Below are 16,350 nucleotides of genomic sequence, written 5' to 3' on the forward strand. Positions count from 1 at the left end.
CCTGTGAGTGCCGTCACAGTGTTGGCGGATTTTCGCCGTGTGGCCTGCACAGACGCTTGTGGGGGCCGTCCCGCGGGAACACGGTCTGCAGGAGCGGAGTTGATCGACACGTTGGGTACGACGCGCGGTAGTAACCGGGAGTACTCTGATTTGACTGCCTACGGAGATGAACGGAAATGGCCAAGTTGACTCGTCTGGGCGAACTGGAACGCGCGGTGATGGACCACTTGTGGGCCGCTGGTGAGCCGCTCACGGTTCGACAGGTCCACGAGGCCCTCTGTACCGAACGAGACCTCGCCTACACCACGGTGATGACCGTTCTGCAGCGCCTCGCCCGCAAGAATCTGGTGTCCCAGATCCGCGATGACCGGGCCCATCAGTACGCCCCGGTCCACGGCCGCGACGAACTGGTCGCCGGACTGATGGTCGATGCGCTGGATCAGGCGTCCGACTCCGGCAGCCGGCAGGCCGCCCTGGTGCACTTTGTCGAGCGGGTGGGCGTAGATGAGGCCGACGCATTGCGCCGAGCCTTGGCGGAATTGGAGTCCAAGCACCGTTCAACCTGGCCCGCTGGCGGCACGCCCAACGCCTGAGGGACAATTTCAGCGTGTCCGCGCTGGCCTTCACCTTCCTCGCCTTGATGCTGGTTGGTCCGGTGCCTGCGCTGCTGGCTCGAGCGTCGTGGCCGATGCGTGCGCCGCGGGCCGCAATCGTGCTCTGGCAGTCGATCGCGGTGGCCGCCGTGCTCTCGGCATTCAGCGCGGGATTGGCGATCGCCAGCCGGCTTTTCGCCCCCGGACCCGACGGCCGCCCGACCGCGACGATCACCAGTGAGATCGCGGTTCTGGGCTGGCCGCTGTGGGCGGCCTATGTGGTGGTCTTCGCGATCACGCTGCTCATCGGTGCCCGGCTGTTGATTGCCGTGGTCCAGGTCGCCGTCGCCACCCGGCGCCGTCGGGCGCACCACCGGATGGTCGTCGATCTGCTCGGTGACTGCCGGCACGGCATGAGCGGGCTGCGGGTGTTGCACGTATCCGAGCCGCTGGCCTACTGCCTGCCCGGAGTGCGCAGCCGGGTCGTGCTCAGCGAAGGCACGCTATCGGCGTTGAGCGACACCGAACTCGCCGCGATCCTCAGCCATGAGCGGGCACATCTGCGGGCGCGCCACGATCTGGTGCTCGAGGCCTTCATCGCCGTGCACACCGCCTTCCCCCGCTTCGTCCGTAGCGGCAGCGCGCTCAATGCGGTCCGGCTGCTCGTGGAGATGCTCGCCGACGACGCCGCGGTGCGCACCGCGGGACCCGCTCCCCTGGCCCGCGCCCTGGTGGCCTGCGCCGCCGGACGCACGCCGAAGGGAGCCCTGGCCGGCGGCGGCCCCACCACGCTGATCCGGGTGCGCCGGCTGGCGGGCGAGCCCAATAGCCTGCTGCTGGCGCTGGCGGCCTACACCGCGGCCGCCGCGGTGCTGGTGGTGCCCACGGTCGCGGTCGCGATGCCGTGGCTGACCGAGCTGCGTCGGCTGTTTCTGTACTGAAATCAACTGTGCCACAACAAAATCACACAACTGAAAGGCGCGATATGAGCTCACCGCAGACGGACGGCACTGCACAGATCGGTGTTACCGGAATGGCGGTGATGGGCTCCAACATCGCGCGGAACTTCGCCCACCACGGCTACACCGTCGCACTGCACAATCGCTCGGTGTCCAAGACCGATGCCGTGCTCGCCGAGCACGGGTCGGAGGGCAAGTTCGTCCGCACCGAGACCATGGCCGAGTTCGCCGCCGCGCTCGAGCGGCCCCGTCGCGCGCTGATCATGGTCAAGGCCGGCGACCCCACCGATGCGGTGATCAACGAGCTGTGTGAGGTCTTCGAACCCGGCGACATCATCATCGACGGCGGCAACGCGCTCTACACCGACACCATCCGCCGGGAGAAGGCAGTGCGCGAGCGCGGTCTGCACTTCGTCGGCGCCGGCATTTCCGGCGGTGAGGAAGGTGCGCTGAACGGACCGTCGATCATGCCGGGCGGCCCGGCCGAGTCCTACAAGTCGCTCGGCCCGCTGCTCGAGGAGATCTCTGCACACGTCGACGGCGTTCCCTGCTGCACCCACATCGGCCCGGACGGCGCGGGCCACTTCGTCAAGATGGTGCACAACGGCATCGAGTACTCCGACATGCAGCTCATCGGCGAGGCCTACCAGCTGCTGCGTGACGGGCTCGGCAAGAGCGCCCCGGAGATCGCCGAGATCTTCGCCGAATGGAACAACGGCGACCTGGACAGCTACCTCATCGAGATCACCGCCGAGGTGCTCAAGCAGACCGACGCCAAGACCGGCAAGCCGCTGGTCGACGTCATCCTCGACGAGGCCGAGCAGAAGGGCACCGGCCGCTGGACGGTCAAGTCGGCGCTGGACCTCGGGGTGCCGGTGACCGGTATCGCCGAGGCGGTCTTCGCCCGCGCGCTGTCGGGGTCGGTCGCCCAGCGCAAGGCAACCACCGGCCTGGCCTCCGGCAATCTGGGTGAACGCCCCACGGACGCAGCGCAATTCATCGACGACGTCAGCAAGGCGCTGTACGCATCGAAGATCATCGCCTACGCGCAGGGCTTCAACCAGATCCAGGCCGGCAGCGCCGAATACAACTGGAACATCACCCCCGGCGACATGGCCCGAATCTGGCGCGGCGGCTGCATCATCCGGGCCAAGTTCCTCAACCGGATCACCGAGGCTTTCGACGAGAACGCCGACCTGGCCACGCTGATCGCGGCGCCGTACTTCCGCGATGCCGTCGAGGCTGGCATCGACAGCTGGCGTCGCGTCGTGGTGAAGGCCACCGAGCTGGGCATCCCGATCCCCGGGTTCGCCTCGGCGCTGTCGTATTACGACGCGTTGCGCACCGAGCGGCTGCCTGCGGCGCTGACCCAGGGCCTGCGCGACTTCTTCGGTGCGCACACCTACGGCCGCACCGACGCCGACCCGGCCGCGCGGTTCCATACGCTGTGGAGCGGCGATCGCACCGAAGTCGAGGCCTGAGAACTGGCGGTACCCTGAGGTACGTGCAGTTTCTCGATGGCCAGCGGCCTCCGTACGACCTGACCTACGACGACGTCTTCGTCGTCCCCAACCGATCTGACGTCGCGTCGCGCTTCGACGTCGACCTGTCGACCTCGGACGGCACCGGCACGACGATCCCGGTCGTCGTGGCCAATATGACCGCGGTGGCCGGGCGGCGGATGGCGGAGACGGTTGCCCGCCGCGGCGGCATTGTGGTTCTGCCGCAAGACCTTCCGATCGACGCGGTCAAGCAGACGGTGGAGTTCGTCAAGAGCCGCGACTTGGTGGCCGACACCCCGGTGGTCCTGGCGCCCGACGACTCGGTGTCCGACGCCGTCGCGCTGATCCACAAGCGCGCCCACGGCGTGGCCGTGGTCGTGTTCGAGGGTCGGCCGATCGGCCTGGTGACCGAGGCCGCCACCGCCGGGGTCGACCGGTTCGCACGGGTGCGTGACATCGCGATCACCGACTTCGTCACCGCGCCCGTGCACACCGAACCACGCCAGGTGTTCGAGCTGCTCGAGCACGCGCCGGTGGACGTGGCCGTCCTGACCGACGCCGACGGCGCACTGGCCGGGGTGCTGACCCGCATCGGCGCTATTCGCGCAGGCATCTACACCCCCGCCGTCGACGGGAAAGGCCGGCTGCGGATCGCCGCCGCGGTCGGTATCAACGGAGACGTGGCCGCCAAGGCGCAGGCGCTGGCCGAGGTCGGCGTGGACGTGCTGGTGGTCGACACCGCGCACGGCCACCAACTCAAGATGCTCGACGCGATCAAGGCGGTGTCGTCGTTGGACCTCGGGGTCCCGCTGGCGGCAGGCAACGTCGTCTCCGCCGAGGGGACACGCGACCTGATCGGTGCGGGCGCCTCGATCGTGAAGGTCGGAGTCGGCCCTGGCGCCATGTGCACGACCCGGATGATGACCGGCGTCGGACGCCCGCAGTTCTCCGCGGTACTCGAATGTTCAACGGCCGCACGGGAACTCGGGGCCCACGTCTGGGCCGACGGCGGCGTTCGTCATCCCCGCGACGTGGCACTGGCCCTGGCCGCCGGCGCGTCGAACGTGATGATCGGATCCTGGTTCGCCGGCACCTACGAATCGCCCGGGGACCTGATGCGCGACCGCGACGGTAGGCCCTACAAAGAGAGCTACGGCATGGCCTCCAAGCGGGCGGTGGCGGCCCGCACCTCCGCCGACAGCGCCTTCGACCGTGCCCGCAAGGCGCTGTTCGAGGAGGGCATCTCCACTTCGCGGATGGCGTTGGACCCCGACCGCGGCGGGGTCGAGGACCTGCTCGACCACATCACCTCCGGAGTCCGCAGCACCTGCACCTACGTCGGGGCGTCCACCATCGCCGAGTTGCACGAACGGGTGGTGCTGGGCGTGCAGTCGGCCGCCGGATTCGCCGAAGGGCACCCGCTACCCACCGGCTGGTGAGCCGGACGCTGTCGAGGTTGCCGCTACCATAGGGATTTGTTCTGCTCTGACCGAGGAAAGGGATCCCGTGCCGCAGGCACCCGTCGAGGCCCCCGCGGATCGGGCTGCCCGGGCCGAGCGGCCCGCGGACGAGGCCGACGCCGAACCTTCCACTAGTCGGCCGGGCAATCGGCCCGGCTCCCCCTCATGAGCGTCCTGTACACCGTTCTGAGCCTGCTGGCGATCGTCGTGCTGACGTTCGGGACGGCGCTGTTCGTCGCGGCCGAATTCTCGCTGACCGCCCTGGAACGCAGCACGGTCGACGCGAACGCCCGCAGCGGTGACCGCCGCGACCACTTTGTGCAGCGCGCCCACCGCACGCTGTCCTTCCAGCTGTCCGGCGCCCAGCTCGGCATCTCGATCACCACTCTGGCCACCGGTTACCTCGCCGAACCGGTGCTGGCGCGGCTTTTCGACCCGGTCCTTGATCTCCTGCACATCCCGGAGAAGGCGGTCCCCGGCATCGCACTGGTTCTGGCGATCCTGATCGCCACCTCGTTGTCGATGGTGTTCGGCGAGCTGGTGCCCAAGAACCTCGCGGTGGCCCGTCCGGTGCCGACCGCGCGGGCCACCGCCGGTTTCCAGCTGCTGTTCTCGAAGGTAATGACACCGGCGATCAACCTCACCAACGGCACCGCCAACTGGATCCTGAGGCGGATGGGTATCGAGCCCGCCGAGGAACTCCGGTCGGCGCGCTCCCCCGAGGAACTCGGCTCGCTGGTCCGCAGCTCCGCCGAGCACGGGTCGCTCGACGAAGCCACCGCGGCACTGGTGAACCGCTCGCTGCAGTTCGGGTCGCGCATCGCCGAAGAGTTCATGACGCCGCGCACCGAGATCGAGGCGCTCGACGCCGACGACACCGTCGCCGATCTGGTGACCGCCTCGGCAGGCACCGGCTTCTCCCGCTTCCCGATCGTTCGCGGCGACCTGGACGAAACCATCGGCATCGTGCACGTCAAGCAGGTGTTCGGGGTGCCCGCCGCCGAGCGGTCGACCACGCGGCTGGTGTCGCTGGCGAGTCCGGTGCCGACGGTGCCGTCCTCCCTCGACGGCGATGCGCTGATGACCCAGCTGCGCGGCCACGGCTTGCAGACCGCGATGGTCGTCGACGAATACGGCGGCACCGCGGGAATGGTCACCGTGGAGGACCTGATCGAAGAGATCGTCGGCGACGTCCGCGACGAGCACGACGACTCCACGCCCGACTTCCAGAAGGCGGGACAGGGCTGGCGGGTCTCCGGGCTGCTGCGCATCGACGAGGTCGCCGAGGCGACCGGCTTCCGCGCACCGGAAGGCGAATACGAGACCATCGGCGGGCTGGTGCTGGAGACGCTGGGCCACATCCCGGAGCCGGGTGAATCCGTGGAACTGTCAGCCTTCGACCCCGACGCGCTCTTCGACGAACCGGTCCGCTGGCGGGCCACCGTCGTCGCGATGGACGGCCGCCGCATCGACCAGCTCGTGCTGACCCAGATCGCCCCGCACGGCGACGAGGGGCGGGAGCGCTGATGGGCGGCGACATTCTCGGCGTGCTGCTGACCGTGGCGCTGCTGGCCGCCAACGCCTTCTTCGTTGGGTCGGAGTTCGCGCTGATCTCAGCCCGCCGCGACCGGCTGGAAGCACTTGCCGAACAAGGTAAGCGCAGCGCGGTCACGGTGCTGCGCGCCGGCGAGCAGCTGTCGCTGATGCTGGCCGGTGCACAGCTGGGCATCACCGTGTGTTCGATCCTGCTGGGCCGGGTTGGCGAGCCGGCGGTGGCGCACCTGCTGGAGAAACCGTTCGATCTGGTCGGCGTGCCCGACGCCGTGCTGCACACGGTGTCGTTCGTGGTGGCGCTGGGCATCGTGGTCACGCTGCACGTGCTGCTCGGCGAGATGGTGCCGAAGAACATCGCGATCGCGGGCCCGGAGAAGACGGCGATGCTCGTCGTGCCGGTGTATCTGGTCTACGTGCGCTTCGCCCGGCCGTTCATCGCGTTCTACAACTGGGCGGCCAACACCACGCTGCGCGCATTCGGCATCGAAGTGAAGGACGAACTCGACGTCACCGTCTCCACCGTCGAGCTCGCGGAGATGATCGCCGAATCGCGGTCCGAAGGCTTGCTGGACCCCGAAGAGCACATGCGGCTCACCCGGGCGCTGCAGATCCGCAATCGGGTGGTCAACGACGTGGCCGTGCCGGTGCGCGATATCCGCGCGGTTCCGGTCGCGCGCCCCGGCGGCGGGCCCACGGTCAGTGCCATCGAAGAGGCGCTCAACGAGACGGGCTACTCCCGATTCCCGGTCACCGATGCGCGCGGCGACTTCGTCGGCTTCGTCCACATCAAGGACATCCTGGACATGATCGACGAGCGCGACGCGGTGGTCGACGGATCGGTGGTGCGTCCGCTGCCCCGGGTGCCCGCCAACATGCCGCTGCCGGACGCCCTGTCGCAGTTGCGCCGCGACAACAGCCATTTGGCGCTGGTCACCGACGGCGACCAGTCGGTGTGTGCGATGGTCGCGCTCGAAGACCTGGTCGAGGACTTGATCGGCACCGTGCGCGACGGAATGCACCGTGCCTGACGGCGTGCTGGCCGAAGACGAGTGGCTGGCCCGGGCGCACGCGCACCGCACCCGGGTGGAGACGTTCACCGGACCGCATGGCGAGCGGGCTCGGCGCGGTGAGGCTCACCCGGTGTGGGATTTCCTGTTCACCTACTACAGCCTGCGGCCGCGCCAGCTGCGGGTGTGGCACCCCGGCTACGGCACCGCGCTGGCCGGGCCGGCCGGCGCCGAATACCTCGACCGCGCCGGCTACGAGGCAACGCCCGACGGCGTGACCGTCAGCGCGGACTTCCTGCGCACGCGACTGTCCACGGTCGCTTTCGTGGCCGATCTGCTGCGGGCCACCGAGGCACGCGCACCGCAGTTCGGCTGCTTCGGCATGCACGAGTGGGCGATGGTCTACCGCACCGACGCCGTTCGCCACGGCGCGGTTCCGCTGCGACTCGGCGGCGCAGGCACCGACGCGGTGGTCGAGTCGATGCCGTTGCGCTGCACGCACTTCGACGCCTACCGGTTCTTCACCGCCGCGGCCGCTCCGCGCAACCGCGGGATACCGACCCGCGCCGCCCAGCGCGACTGGGAGCAGCCGGGCTGTCTGCACGCGAACATGGATCTGTACAAGTGGTGCTTCAAGCTCGGTCCGCTGGTCGCGTCCGAGTTACTGGTGGACTGCCTGGAACTGGCCGCCGAGGCCCGCGAGGTCGACATGCGGGCCAGTCCCTATGACCTGACGGACCTCGGGTTTGAGCCCATCACCGTTGAGGAACCCGCCGGGCGGGCGGAATACGTGCGGTGCCAGGGAGTTATAGCCGAGCGCGCAGCTCCGTTGCGTGCTCGGCTGCTGGGGTGGTGTGACCGGTTGTTGAGCGCGGACGTGGCCTACGACACTGTGTCGGAGGGGTTCCTACCTGCGGGTAAGATGAATTGATTGTCGTGAGGGAGGACAGATGAGCGATCGCGTGCCCGTGGGCAACCTGCGTGTGGCGCAGGTGTTGTACGACTTCATCACCAACGAGGCGCTGCCCGGCACCGGGATTGATGCCGACAGCTTCTGGGCCGGTGTGGACAAGGTCGTCACCGACCTGACGCCGCAGAACCAGGACCTGCTCGCCCGCCGCGACGATCTGCAGGCGCAGATCGACAAGTGGCATCGCCAGCGGATCATCGGCGGTATCGACGCCGGTGAATACCAGCAGTTCCTCACCGACATCGGCTACCTGCAGCCGGACCCGGGTGACTTCAGCATCACGACCTCCGGGGTGGACGACGAGATCACCACCACCGCCGGCCCGCAACTGGTCGTGCCGATCCTCAACGCCCGTTTCGCGCTGAACGCCGCGAACGCGCGGTGGGGCTCGCTGTACGACGCGCTCTACGGCACCGACGTGATCAGCACCGAGGGCGGCGCCGAACCGGGCACCAGCTACAACAAGGTCCGCGGCGACAAAGTCATCGCCTACGCCCGTGACTTCCTCGACAAGGCGGTTCCGCTGGCATCGGGCTCATGGGCCGACGCGACCGGCATCAGCGTCGCCGACGACGCACTCGAGATCGCTCAGGGCGACGAGTCCACCGGACTGGCCAGCCCGGAGAAGTTCCTCGGCTACACCGGCGAGCTGGGCGAACCGGCCTGGTCGGTGCTGCTGGTCAACAACGGTCTGCACATCGAGATCCTGATCGACCCCGAATCCCCCGTCGGCAAGACCGACAAGGCCGGCATCAAGGACGTCGTGCTGGAGTCCGCGATCACCACGATCATGGACTTCGAGGACTCGGTCGCGGCCGTCGACGCCGACGACAAGGTGCTCGGCTACCGCAACTGGCTGGGCCTGAACAAGGGTGATCTGGCCGAAGAGGTCAGCAAGGGCGGCAAGACCTTCACCCGCGTGCTCAACGACGACCGCACCTACAAGACGCCCGGCGACGGCGAGTTGACGCTGCCCGGCCGCAGCCTGCTGTTCGTCCGCAACGTCGGCCACCTGATGACCAACGACGCGATCGTGGACGCCGACGGGAACGAGATCCCCGAAGGCATCCAGGACGCGCTGTTCACCAGCCTGATCGCGGTGCACGGGCTCAAGGCCGAAGACGGCAGCCCGCGGCAGAACAGCCGCACCGGCTCGATCTACATCGTGAAGCCGAAGATGCACGGCCCCGACGAGGTCGCGTTCACCTGCGAACTGTTCAGCCGCGTCGAGGATGTGCTGGGCCTGCCGCAGAACACGATCAAGGTCGGCATCATGGACGAGGAGCGCCGCACCTCGGCCAACCTCAAGGCCTGCATCAAGGCCGCCGCCGACCGGGTGGCGTTCATCAACACCGGCTTCCTGGATCGCACCGGCGACGAGATCCACACCTCCATGGAAGCCGGCCCGATGATCCGCAAGGGCGCCATGAAGACCCAGCCGTGGATCAAGGCCTACGAGGACCAGAACGTCGACATCGGCCTGGCGACCGGGTTCTCCGGCAAGGCGCAGATCGGCAAGGGCATGTGGGCGATGACCGACCTGATGGCCGACATGGTCGAGCAGAAGATCGGTCAACCGAAGGCCGGCGCCACCACCGCGTGGGTGCCGTCCCCGACGGCGGCCACGCTGCACGCCATGCACTACCACTACGTGGACGTCTACGAGGTGCACAAGGAGCTGGCCGGAAAGTCCCGCACCACCATCGACGAACTACTGACGATCCCGCTGGCCAAGGAGCTGGCGTGGTCGCCCGAGGAGATCCACGAAGAGGTCGACAACAACTGCCAGTCGATCCTGGGCTACGTGGTCCGCTGGATCGACGCCGGTGTCGGCTGCTCGAAGGTGCCCGACATCCATGATGTCGCGTTGATGGAAGACCGTGCGACGCTACGTATTTCGAGCCAGCTGCTGGCCAACTGGCTCCGGCACGGGGTGATCACCGAGGACGACGTTCGCGAGAGCCTGCGCCGGATGGCGGCGGTGGTCGACGAGCAGAACGCCTCTGATCCCGACTTCAAGCCGATGGCGACCGACCCGGACAACAGCATCGCGTTCCAGGCCGCGCAGGAGCTGATCTTGGCGGGCGCCGCCCAGCCGAACGGCTACACCGAGCCGATCCTGCATCGGCGCCGGCGGGAGTACAAGGCCAGCACCGGCGCCTGACCTGCACGCAGCACCGCATTGCCGTTCGACGAAAGAGGATGAAGCACCGCCATGGGCAGGCACAGCAGACCGGGTCCCGGGGGTTCCTTCGGTGACGAGCCTGCCGACGACAACCCGACCGGTCGCTTCGCCCGCTCTGGTGGCGACGCCGACACGCCCGATGTCGACGACGACACCGGCTCGTCGGCGCTGACCGACACCGCCCGTCGCAGAATCGCTTTCGAAGGCGGGCACCGCAACGAGGGCGGCCGCCGCGGGGTGAGCGTCGGGGTGATCGTCGCGCTGATCACCGTGGTGGTGGTCGTCGGCGCGGTGATCCTGTGGCGGTTCTTCGGTGATGCGCTGTCCCACCGGTCCACCGACGCGGCCCAGAAGTGTCTGGGCGGCACGCTCAATGTCGGGGTGGTCGCCGATCCGTCGATCGCCGACACCGTCAAGACGTTCGCCCAGGGCTTCAACGCGACGGTCACCCCGGTCGGCGATCGCTGCGTGAAAATGGTTGTGACAGGCGCTGATTCGGATCGCGTGGTCGATGGTTTCGTCGCGAACTGGCCCGGCGATCTTGGTGAGCGTCCGGCGCTGTGGATTCCGGCGAGTTCCATCGGGACGGCGCGTCTGCAGTCCACCGCAGGCAAGGAAGTCGTCAGCGACGCCCGCTCACTGGTCAGTTCGCCGGTCGTGCTCGCCGTGCGCCCTCAGCTCAAAGACGCCCTCGGCCAACAGGGTTGGTCGGCGTTGCCCGGGCTGCAGGCCAATCCCACGGCACTCGACGGCCTGAACCTGCCCGGGTGGGGTTCGCTGCGGCTGGCGCTGCCCACCGTCGGAGATGCTGACGCCACCTATCTGGCCGCCGAGGCGGTGGCCTCGGCGTCGGCACCCGCGAACTCGCCCGCCACCGCCGGGCTCGGTGCGGTCAACGGACTGGTCGCCGGTCAGCCCAAGCTCGCCGACAACACCGCCGACACGGCGTGGAAGACGCTGCTCGGGGCGGGTGATCCCGCTGGCGCTCCGGTGCACGCCGTGGCCATCACCGAACAGCAGTTGTTCGCCAGGGTGTCGTCGACCCAGGACGCCAAGAGCGCCGTGGCCGAATGGCTGCCGCAGGGCCCGGTGGCCGTGGCCGACTACCCCACCGTCCTGCTGTCGGGTAACTGGCTGTCCGAAGAACAGGTCAGTGCGGCAAGCCAATTCGCGCGGTACATGCGTAAACCCGAACAGCTCAGCGCCCTGGCGAAAGCGGGGTTCCGCGCCGAGGGCACCACCCCGCCGGGCAATGACGTGGTCAGCTTCCCGCAGGTCGGGTCACCCCTGACGATCGACGACGAGTCCGTGCGGGCCACCCTGGCCGCCGCGGTGTCGACCCCCGCCACCGGCTCGACCACCACGATCATGCTCAACCAGGCGATGGGCGCCGACGAGGGCGGCAAGTCACGGCTGGCCAACGTCGTGACCGCGCTGAACAATCGCATCGGCGCACTGCCGCCGAACGCGGCGGTGGGGCTGTGGACGTTCAACGGTGTCGAGGGCAAGTCGGCGGTGCCGTTGGGACCGGTCAGCGACCAGTCGGCCGCACTGACCAACACCCTGGGTGGGTTGTCGCCCTCGGGCAGCGGAGCGGTGTCGTTCACGACGCTGCGGCTGGCGTACGGCGAGGCGTTGGCGAATTTCCGTCAGGGCCAGACGAACTCACTGCTGGTGATCACCCAGGGTCCGCACACCGACCAGACGCTGGACGGCCCCGGCTTGATTCAGTACGTGAAGTCGGCGGCCGATCCGGCCAAGCCCGTGGCGATCAACGTCATCGACTTCGGTGACGACTCCGACCGCGCGACGTGGGAAGCGGTCGCCCAGGCCTCCGGCGGCACCTATCAAAACGTCGCGACGTCCGATTCGCCGGACCTCGCGACGGCAATCTCGACGCTGCTGTCCTAAATTTTGCGGGAGCGTAACGCACGCTCATTCGCCTGCGACAATGACGGCATGTCGAAGAAAACTGCAGCAATTCTGCTGAGTGTGGCCGCATTGTCGGCAATCCCCGCGGCGATCGCCCCGGTGGCCCAGGCCGATATCTGCGGCGATGTCGGTGGTCGGCACGTGACCGTCGGCGGGTGCACCCCGGGCATCGCCGGTGACGCCATCGACGCCGCGGTGGCGGGCGACTGGGCCCGCTACGGTTTCCCGGAGAGCTACGCGTACTCCCTGGTTCCCGCATTCCCCGGCGAGGCGCCGTGCATTTCGCCGACCGGCCTGCCGTACTACACGCCCGGCACGGAGCCCTGCTACGCCCCGTAGTTAGGCGAACGCCTCCACCGGCGGGCACGAGCACACCAGGTTCCGGTCGCCGTACGCGCCGTCGATCCGGCGCACCGGCGGCCAGACCTTCGCCCGGAAACCCTTGCCGAGCGGGTAGGCCGCCTGCTCGCGGGTGTACGGGTGGGTCCACTCGTCGACCAGCAGGCATTCGGCGGTGTGCGGCGAATTGCGCAGCGGGTTGTCCTCAGCCGGCCACTCCCCCGCACCGACCTTGTCGATCTCGGCGCGGATCGCGATCATCGCCTCGCAGAACGCGTCCACCTCGGCGAGGCTTTCGCTCTCGGTGGGCTCCACCATCAGCGTGCCTGCCACCGGGAAGCTCATCGTCGGCGCGTGAAAACCGAAGTCCGCCAACCGCTTCGCGACATCGTCCACGGTCACCCCGGTGGCCTTGGTGATGCCCCGCAGGTCGAGGATGCACTCGTGGGCGACCATCCCGTTCTCGCCCGTGTAGAGCACCGGGTAGTACTCGTCGAGGCGGCGCGCGATGTAGTTGGCCGAGGCGATCGCGGTCAGCGTGGCATTGCGCAGGCCGTCACCGCCCATCATCCGGATGTAGGCCCACGTGATCGGCAGGATCGACGCCGAGCCATACGGGGCGGCCGAGACCGGGTGCCCTTTCGGCAGTTCCTCGGCCAGCGGATGGCCGGGCAGGAACGCCGCCAGGTGTGACCGCACCGCCACCGGGCCGACGCCCGGGCCACCGCCGCCGTGCGGGATGCAGAACGTCTTGTGCAGGTTCAGGTGGCTGACGTCGCCACCGAACTTGCCCGGCCGGGCCAGACCGACCAGCGCGTTGAGGTTCGCGCCGTCGACGTAGACCTGTCCGCCGGCGTCGTGCACCGCCGCGCAGATGTTGGCGATGTCGTGCTCGTACACCCCGTGCGTGGACGGGTAGGTGATCATCAGCGCGGCCAGCCGATCGGCGTGCTCGGAGACCTTGGCGCGCAGGTCGTCGAGGTCGACGTCGCCGTTCTCCCGGCAGGCCACCACGACCACCCGCATACCGACCATCGCGGCCGACGCGGCGTTGGTGCCGTGCGCGCTGGACGGAATCAGGCAGACGTCGCGACCGGTGTCGCCGTTGGCCAGGTGGTACTCGCGGATGGCCAGCAGGCCGGCGTACTCGCCCTGCGATCCGGCGTTGGGCTGCAACGAGATTGCGTCGTATCCGGTCAGCCCGGTCAGCCAGTTCTCCAGGTCGGCGATGAGCTTGCGCAGCCCCGGGGTGTCACCGGCGGGGGCGAACGGATGCTGGCGGCCGAACTCCGGCCAGGTGATGGACTCCATCTCGGCCGCGGCGTTGAGCTTCATCGTGCAGGACCCCAGCGGGATCATGCTGCGGTCCAGCGCGATGTCCTTATCGGCCAGCGTGCGCAGGTAGCGCATCATCTCGGTCTCGGTGCGGTACCGGTGGAAGGCCGGATGGGTCAGGAATTCGGTTGTCCGCGAATCGATCTCGGGTCCGGCATAGTCTCCGGCGACAGCGGCGCCGAACGCCTCGAGCACCAGGGCGACGTGCGCTTCGGTGGTGGCCTCGTCGCAGGTGACCGAGACGTGGTCGGCGTCGACCCGCCAGATGTTGATGCCGCGGCCCTTGGCCTCGGCCTGCACCGCGGCGGCCCGGTTCGGGACGTGCACCAGCACGGTGTCGAAGAAGGTGTCGTGCACGACCTCGACGCCCGCGGCGCCCAGACCGGCAGCCAGCGAACGGGCGTGTCCATGCACGCGCTTGGCGATGGCGGTCAGCCCGTCCGGACCGTGGTAGCTGGCGTAGGAGGCGGCCATCACCGCCAGCAGCACCTGGGCGGTACAGATGTTGGACGTCGCCTTGTCGCGGCGGATGTGCTGTTCGCGGGTCTGCAGCGACAGCCGGTAGGCCGGCGCCCCGTCGCTGTCGACCGACACGCCGACCAGCCGGCCGGGCAGCTGCCGGGCATGCTTGCTGTGCACGGCCAGGAAGCCGGCGTGCGGACCGCCGAATCCCATTGGCACGCCGAATCTCTGGGCACTGCCGAAGGCGACGTCGGCCCCGAGCTCGCCGGGCGGGGCGATCAGCGTCATCGCCAGCAGGTCGGCGCCGAGCGCCACCAGCGCACCGCGCTCATGGGCCGTCTCGACCAGCTTGGACCAGTCGGTCACCCGTCCGCTGGCGCCGGGCAGCTGCGCGATCACGCCGAAGAACTCACCCTCGGGCAGCCCGCCGCGTAGGTCGGCGGTGACGATCTCGATGCCGAGCGGCTCGGCGCGGGTGGCCAGGATGGCCGCGGTCTGCGGGAACAGGTCGGAGTCGACGGCCAGCCGGTTGCCGGTGCCGCGCACGGCGCGGTGCATCAGGGTCATCGCCTCGGCGGCCGCGGTGGCCTCGTCGAGCATCGAGGCGTTCGCGACCTCGAGCCCGGTCAGGTCGGCGATCATGGTCTGGAAGTTCAGCAGCACCTCGAGCCGGCCCTGGCTGATCTCCGGCTGATACGGCGTGTAGGCGGTGTACCAGGCCGGGTTCTCCAGGATGTTGCGCAGCAGCACCGACGGGGTGAGCGTGTCGTAGTAGCCCTGCCCGATCATCGACACCGCGATGGTGTTGGTGTCGGCCAACCCCCGCAGTTCGGCCAGTGCTTCGTGCTCGCCGACGGCGGCGGGCAGCTGATCGAGGCCGGGCGCCAGACCGTCGGAGGCGAGTGCGTCGAGGATGCCCGCCGGCAGCGCCTTGGCGGCCAATTCTTCGAGCGAGGCGACCCCGATCACGTCGAGCATGGTGGCGACGTCATCGGAATCCGGTCCGATGTGACGATCGGCGAAGGTGGGGGTGTGATTGGACACGGGACTCCTGACTTACGGCGCAGCCGTCAGCGGCGTCCTCTCCCTCTGTCGTCCACCCGGACCGGGCGCCTGAGAGATTCGGCGAGCTCGCCTGGCGGCGAGACTGCCTTTCCCCATGGGCGGGCGACCGTCAGATCACCGCTTTCCAGAGGCATCGTGGCCACGCGCGGTCCGGGTGCCTGAGAGGTTGACGGAGAGGTGTTGCTCCTTCGGCGTCCGTGACTGGCTGCCACGAAGCTCTCCCGCGCGAGGGCGATACCCCGCGATTCTAACCGATCTTGCGGTCGCGGCTCTTGCGCCGGGAGGCCAGCTCGTCCTCCGGCGAGGCGATCGACTCGCCGCCGTCGGCCCGCTCACCCGGGAAGTCGGCGATCGCGCCGGACAATTCCCGCATGGCACCGCTCACCGCGATGCCGAACACACCCTGGCCACCCTGCAGCAGATCGACGACCTCTTCGGCCGACGTGCACTCGTAGACCGTTGTGCCATCGGAGAACAGGGTGATGTTGGCCAGGTCCTGCACGCCGCGCTGACGCAGATGGTCGACGGCGACGCGAATGTTGTGCAGTGAGATGCCGGTATCGAGCAGACGCTTGACGATCTTGAGGACCAAGATGTCCTTGAACGAGTACAGCCGCTGGCTGCCCGAGCCGGCCGCGCCGCGGATAGACGGCACCACCAGGGAGGTGCGGGCCCAGTAGTCCAACTGCCGGTAGGTGATCCCGGCGATCTGGCAGGCGCTGGGGCCCCGGTAACCGACCAGCTCGTCGGGAACCGAGTCGTCGGGGAACAGGCCTGGCTGCACCGGCTCACTCACCGGCGCGCCGGTGGGTATGTCCGCCTCAAAGCGGCCATCGGAATCAGAGCCCGTGCCAGCAAGGTCCAACTGTCCCTGACGTGGCTGCTCGCCCACGATGCTTCCTCTCGCCGTTCGAACCTATGGCCCGCTGACCGCTCCACCAACCACGTTTGCCCAGTCCGAGTCCACCGAGCATACGCTTTTCGACG

12 protein-coding genes and 2 riboswitches are annotated in these 16,350 nt (G+C 68.6%); of the genes, 10 read left to right on the plus strand and 2 right to left on the minus strand.

Annotated features, from left to right (window positions below; all coding sequences use genetic code 11):
* Positions 1 to 176 precede the first annotated feature (176 nt).
* From K0O64_RS16125 to K0O64_RS16170, 10 genes are all read left to right on the plus strand, one after another.
* Complete coding sequence (locus K0O64_RS16125; RefSeq protein WP_071944259.1) at positions 177 to 593, plus strand: BlaI/MecI/CopY family transcriptional regulator; 417 nt, start codon at positions 177 to 179, stop codon at positions 591 to 593.
* A 14-nt stretch (positions 594 to 607) separates the two neighbouring features.
* Positions 608 to 1,534, plus strand: coding sequence for a M56 family metallopeptidase (locus K0O64_RS16130; RefSeq protein WP_096311558.1), 927 nt, complete (start codon positions 608 to 610; stop codon positions 1,532 to 1,534).
* A 44-nt stretch (positions 1,535 to 1,578) separates the two neighbouring features.
* Complete coding sequence (gene gnd, locus K0O64_RS16135; protein ID WP_071944255.1) at positions 1,579 to 3,033, plus strand: NADP-dependent phosphogluconate dehydrogenase; 1,455 nt, start codon at positions 1,579 to 1,581, stop codon at positions 3,031 to 3,033.
* 23 nt (positions 3,034 to 3,056) lie between these two features.
* Positions 3,057 to 4,493, plus strand: a complete 1,437-nt coding sequence (locus K0O64_RS16140; protein WP_096311559.1) for a GuaB1 family IMP dehydrogenase-related protein — start codon at positions 3,057 to 3,059, stop codon at positions 4,491 to 4,493.
* Between the two features lie 186 nt (positions 4,494 to 4,679).
* Complete coding sequence (locus tag K0O64_RS16145) at positions 4,680 to 6,041, plus strand: hemolysin family protein (RefSeq protein WP_096311560.1); 1,362 nt, start codon at positions 4,680 to 4,682, stop codon at positions 6,039 to 6,041.
* Positions 6,041 to 7,096 carry a hemolysin family protein gene (locus tag K0O64_RS16150; protein ID WP_071949793.1) on the plus strand — a complete coding sequence of 352 codons (1,056 nt, stop codon included), beginning with the start codon at positions 6,041 to 6,043 and terminating at the stop codon, positions 7,094 to 7,096. The genes K0O64_RS16145 and K0O64_RS16150 overlap by 1 nt, the downstream gene beginning before the upstream one ends.
* The gene (locus K0O64_RS16155; RefSeq protein WP_096311561.1) at positions 7,089 to 8,006 is read left to right on the plus strand and encodes a 3-methyladenine DNA glycosylase; all 918 of its coding nucleotides are present in this window, start codon (positions 7,089 to 7,091) and stop codon (positions 8,004 to 8,006) included. The genes K0O64_RS16150 and K0O64_RS16155 overlap by 8 nt, the downstream gene beginning before the upstream one ends.
* A 19-nt stretch (positions 8,007 to 8,025) precedes the next feature.
* Positions 8,026 to 10,209, plus strand: coding sequence for a malate synthase G (locus K0O64_RS16160; protein WP_096311562.1), 2,184 nt, complete (start codon positions 8,026 to 8,028; stop codon positions 10,207 to 10,209).
* Positions 10,210 to 10,260: 51 nt separating this feature from the next.
* Positions 10,261 to 12,141, plus strand: a complete 1,881-nt coding sequence (locus K0O64_RS16165) for a substrate-binding domain-containing protein (protein ID WP_096311563.1) — start codon at positions 10,261 to 10,263, stop codon at positions 12,139 to 12,141.
* A 48-nt stretch (positions 12,142 to 12,189) separates the two neighbouring features.
* On the plus strand, positions 12,190 to 12,501 hold the full coding sequence (locus K0O64_RS16170; protein WP_096311564.1) for a hypothetical protein: 312 nt from the start codon (positions 12,190 to 12,192) through the stop codon (positions 12,499 to 12,501).
* On the opposite strand, the gene gcvP is transcribed toward K0O64_RS16170, so the two are convergent.
* Positions 12,502 to 15,342 carry an aminomethyl-transferring glycine dehydrogenase gene (gcvP, locus tag K0O64_RS16175; RefSeq protein ID WP_096311565.1) on the minus strand — a complete coding sequence of 947 codons (2,841 nt, stop codon included), beginning with the start codon at positions 15,340 to 15,342 and terminating at the stop codon, positions 12,502 to 12,504.
* A gap of 35 nt (positions 15,343 to 15,377) precedes the next feature.
* Positions 15,378 to 15,499: riboswitch (glycine riboswitch) on the minus strand.
* A riboswitch (glycine riboswitch) is annotated at positions 15,500 to 15,597 on the minus strand.
* A 13-nt stretch (positions 15,598 to 15,610) separates the two neighbouring features.
* A complete protein-coding gene (locus K0O64_RS16180; RefSeq protein WP_071944239.1) occupies positions 15,611 to 16,255 on the minus strand; it encodes a MerR family transcriptional regulator in 645 nt (214 codons plus the stop codon).
* Between the last annotated feature and the right edge of the window lie 95 nt (positions 16,256 to 16,350).

Source organism: Mycolicibacterium pallens (genome assembly GCF_019456675.1).
Lineage (GTDB): Bacteria > Actinomycetota > Actinomycetes > Mycobacteriales > Mycobacteriaceae > Mycobacterium > Mycobacterium crocinum.